At 33.4% G+C, this 1,508-nt stretch carries 2 protein-coding genes; one reads left to right on the top strand and one right to left on the bottom strand.

Features of this window, described 5'->3' with window-relative positions; genetic code table 11:
- Window positions 1–1,127 (top strand): nitrate/nitrite transporter (locus IDG60_RS13725; protein WP_206160801.1); only part of this gene is annotated, 1,127 nt, incomplete at its 5' end.
- Between the two features lie 106 nt (window positions 1,128–1,233).
- Here IDG60_RS13725 and IDG60_RS13720 read toward each other — a convergent pair.
- Window positions 1,234–1,508, bottom strand: a 275-nt coding sequence (locus IDG60_RS13720) for an Hsp20 family protein (protein ID WP_206160800.1), incomplete at its 5' end; no start/stop codon positions are given.

The raw sequence follows: 1,508 nt of genomic DNA, 5'->3' as shown, positions 1-1,508 counted from the left end.
TAAGTTTAGTGGTTGGGTTTATGGCTTGGAGTATAATTGCGCCATTAATGCCCTTTATTAAACAAGATGTCAATGTTACTGAAGGTCAAATATCAATCATTTTAGCGATACCAGTTATTTTGGGATCAGTGCTCCGTGTGCCATTTGGTTATTTAACAAATATTGTTGGTGCTAAATGGGTATTCTTTACAAGTTTTATCGTATTGTTATTCCCGATATTTTTCTTAAGCCAAGCACAAACGCCGGGTATGTTAATGGCATCAGGATTTTTCCTTGGCGTAGGTGGCGCAATTTTCTCTGTTGGTGTTACATCAGTTCCTAAATATTTCCCAAAAGAAAAAGTAGGTCTAGCAAATGGTATTTATGGTATGGGGAATATCGGTACAGCAGTTTCTTCATTTTTAGCACCACCGATAGCGGGTATTATTGGTTGGCAAACAACAGTTAGAAGTTACTTAATTATTATCGCTTTATTTGCATTAATTATGTTCATTTTTGGTGACACACAAGAACGTAAAATTAAAGTGCCATTAATGGCCCAAATGAAAACATTATCTAAAAACTACAAATTATATTACTTAAGTTATTGGTATTTCATTACTTTTGGTGCTTTTGTAGCATTTGGTATTTTCTTACCTAACTACTTAGTAAATCATTTTGGAATTGACAAAGTAGATGCTGGTATTCGTTCAGGTGTATTCATTGCGCTGGCAACATTCTTGAGACCAATAGGTGGTATACTAGGTGATAAATTTAATGCAGTTAAAGTACTGATGATTGATTTTGTTATTATGATTATCGGTGCCGTTATTTTAGGTATTTCAGACCATATCGCATTATTCACTGTAGGCTGTTTAACAATAAGTATTTGTGCAGGTATTGGTAACGGCTTAATTTTTAAATTAGTACCATCCTACTTCTCAAATGAAGCAGGATCAGCAAATGGTATCGTATCAATGATGGGTGGTTTAGGAGGATTCTTCCCACCGTTGGTCATCACATACGTAGCTAATTTAACAGGTTCAAGCCATTTAGCATTTATTTTCTTAGCGGTATTTGGATGCATTGCATTATTTACCATGCGCCATTTATATCAAAAAGAATATGGTTCATTGAAACACAGTTGATATGTAATACATGACATTCATTTAGTTAAATACAAAGCCTTAATATCATGCACAATATTCGTAGCATGACATTAAGGCTTTAGTAGTGTATTCATTTTAAATTTAACTATGAAATTGGAATAGATGTTGATGAAGTAGTTTCATTGCTTGGTTTGATTTTAGGCAATGTAATGGTTAATAACCCATTTTCAAAACTAGCAGTAATATGTTGCTTATCAACAGCTTCAAAATCAAATTGACGCATTAATGATTCGAAGTTACGCTCATCTAAAATGAGTTGTTCAGATTTGTATTTTGCGCTTCTAGTAGCTTGAATAGTGAGCGTATTATTATTGAAATCGATACTAATATCTTCTTTATTTACACCTGCTAGTTCAGCTT

Source organism: Staphylococcus sp. EG-SA-2, from assembly GCF_017152085.1.
This window is presented reverse-complemented; position numbering and strand designations above follow the sequence as displayed.